Raw genomic sequence first — 2,244 nt, forward strand, 5'->3', positions numbered from 1 at the left:
ACGTCAATCCGCAGGCCTGGCTCACCCACACCCTCGAGCGCATCGCCAACGGCTGGCCCAGCAGCGATCTCGATGCACTCATGCCGTGGAATTACGCGCGCTGAACGGCCTCAGCTTGCCGCTTACCTATTGTCCACCGCCTGCGGCGGACATCAACAGTCAGCAATTCAACATGCCGATAATTGTTAGACTTAAGCCTATACCCAAGCCTGTGCTCGAGCCTTTCTGTATCCTGTCAAAATAGGGTGCAGTTCAGATCCAAACCGAGCGACTATTAGCATGCACGCATCCGCTTCATCCGCCTCAACAAGAACTCCTTTCATCCAAGGCCTGGATGGCTGTCATAGAAACAATGAATTTTTCTGATCCTAACCAATACTGCATACCAATACCAACTAATGCCTAGGACGATGGCAACTTCCGAGTTCTCGATGCTTGACCCAATATCGGCCGCCTCTCATACGAGTGCCATTCACAATCGGCTTGATCGGCGGCACAGGCTTGCAGGGTGCAATTCAGCAACGAGTTCAGGATCAGGTGGCGTCTAAATTGAAACCATAATGAAAGGAACAGTATGTCTGATCAACTTGTTAGCGAGGTTATCGCCACAATCAACAATCGCGCGCTAGCGGAACGGGGTGAGCCGACAACGGCGGCCCCTAGCGCAGAATTGACCATGGCAACGGAGTTAACCTCGCTCGGCCTAGATTCTCTTGCGTTCGCTGATATCCTCTGGGACCTTGAGCAAGCCTACAACATCAAGATCGAGATGAATACAGCGGATGCTTGGTCGAACCTACAGACGGTAGGCGATGTGGTCTTGGCTGTCCGAAGCTTGCTGGCTAAGGAGGCTTGAATGGATGGACGCGTTGTTATCACCGGAATTGGTGGGTTGTGCGGGCTCGGTACCGATGTCGCCTCTACCTGGCGTGAGATGTGCGCAGGCGTTTCTGCCATCGGGCCGATCGCCAATCCTGAACTCCACGGGCTAGCGGGCGTGATTGCCTCAGAGATCAAGACGCTGCCCGAACACGACATCAGTCGAAAGCAGCTCGCCTCCATGGACCGATTCAGCCTTCTTGCAGTGCTCGCCGCGCGTGAAGCGATGCGGCAGGCCGGGCTCTCCGGTGATGAAGGAAATCCGTACCGCTTTGGTGCCGCTGTGGGCGTCGGTGTCTGCGGCTGGGACGCGATCGAAAAGAATTACCGCGCACTCCTGTTGAACGGCGCGCAACGGGCTGAAGTCCTTACGGCGCCAAGGGTGATGCCTTGCGCAGCTGCGGGTCAGGTCAGCATGCATTTTGGTCTGCGCGGTCCAGTTTTTGGTGCCACGTCCGCCTGTGCGTCTGCTAATCACGCGATCGCTTTGGCCGTAGATCAGATCAGGCTCGGACGGGCCGACATCATGCTTGCCGGCGGCAGCGATGCGCCGCTTGTGTGGGGCGTGCTGAAATCATGGGAGGCGCTGCGCATACTTGCTCCGGATACTTGTCGTCCATTCTCCGCGGATCGCAAGGGGGTAGTGCTCGGAGAGGGTGCAGGCATGGCCGTGCTGGAAAGCTACCAGCATGCTTCAAGACGTGGTGCTCCTATCCTTGCCGAGATCATTGGGATTGGTCTGTCTGCAGATGCCTTCGACATTGTTGCGCCGGCTAGTGACGGTCCCGAAGCAGCGATGCGCGCCTGTCTTGAAGACGCGCGGTTGAATATTGAGGATGTCGATTATCTCAATGCGCACGGCACTGGCACCAAAGCCAACGACCAGATCGAGACAGTTGCGGTTAAGCGAGTCTTTAGAGAGCACGCCTATTCGATATCGATCTCGTCCACCAAGTCTGTGCACGCACATTGTCTCGGGGCTGCAAGTGCGCTCGAAATGATCGCGTGCGTGATGGCGATCCGTGAAGGGATCGTCCCACCCACGGCAAATTACAATGAACGCGATCCCAATTGTGATCTCGACATCACGCCAAATGTGGCACGTGAACGGAAGGTTCGAATAGCGCTAAGCAACGCCTTTGCCATGGGTGGGCTGAACGCAGTTCTAGCGTTCAGGGAAGTATAGAAACGACTGCGGGTTTACCACCGCAGCTAGAGGGGGCAAGACATCTATGATAAGCGGCAAGCTGAGGCCGTTCAGCCCGCGTAACTCCACGGCATGAGTGCGTCGAGATCGCTGCTGGCCCGGCCTTTAGCTATGGGGCCGAGGGTTTGGGTGAGCCAGGCTTGCGGGTCGACGTTGTT

General features: G+C 56.5%; 4 protein-coding genes. 3 read left to right on the forward strand and 1 reads right to left on the reverse strand.

The annotated features are described in order from the left end of the window. From C5L12_RS27580 to C5L12_RS27590, 3 genes are all read left to right on the forward strand, one after another. The coding region (locus C5L12_RS27580) for a transposase domain-containing protein (RefSeq protein WP_157949143.1) at positions 1-104 on the forward strand (104 nt) is incomplete at its 5' end. 470 nt (positions 105-574) lie between these two features. Beyond that, positions 575-856 carry an acyl carrier protein gene (locus C5L12_RS27585; RefSeq protein ID WP_105375158.1) on the forward strand — a complete coding sequence of 94 codons (282 nt, stop codon included), beginning with the start codon at positions 575-577 and terminating at the stop codon, positions 854-856. After that, positions 857-2,065 carry a beta-ketoacyl-[acyl-carrier-protein] synthase family protein gene (locus tag C5L12_RS27590; RefSeq protein WP_105375159.1) on the forward strand — a complete coding sequence of 403 codons (1,209 nt, stop codon included), beginning with the start codon at positions 857-859 and terminating at the stop codon, positions 2,063-2,065. 71 nt (positions 2,066-2,136) lie between these two features. On the opposite strand, the gene C5L12_RS27595 is transcribed toward C5L12_RS27590, so the two are convergent. Then, positions 2,137-2,244 (reverse strand): transposase domain-containing protein (locus C5L12_RS27595; protein ID WP_157949139.1); only part of this gene is annotated, 108 nt, incomplete at its 5' end.

It is taken from the genome of Neorhizobium huautlense, assembly GCF_002968575.1.
Classification (GTDB): domain Bacteria; phylum Pseudomonadota; class Alphaproteobacteria; order Rhizobiales; family Rhizobiaceae; genus Neorhizobium; species Neorhizobium huautlense.

Excerpts from the sequence above, each read along its gene's own strand:
- C5L12_RS27585 (WP_105375158.1), top strand. The coding sequence starts at position 575 with ATGTCTGATCAACTTGTTAGCGAGGTTATCGCCACAATCAACAATCGC.
- C5L12_RS27590 (WP_105375159.1), top strand. The coding sequence starts at position 857 with ATGGATGGACGCGTTGTTATCACCGGAATTGGTGGGTTGTGCGGGCTC.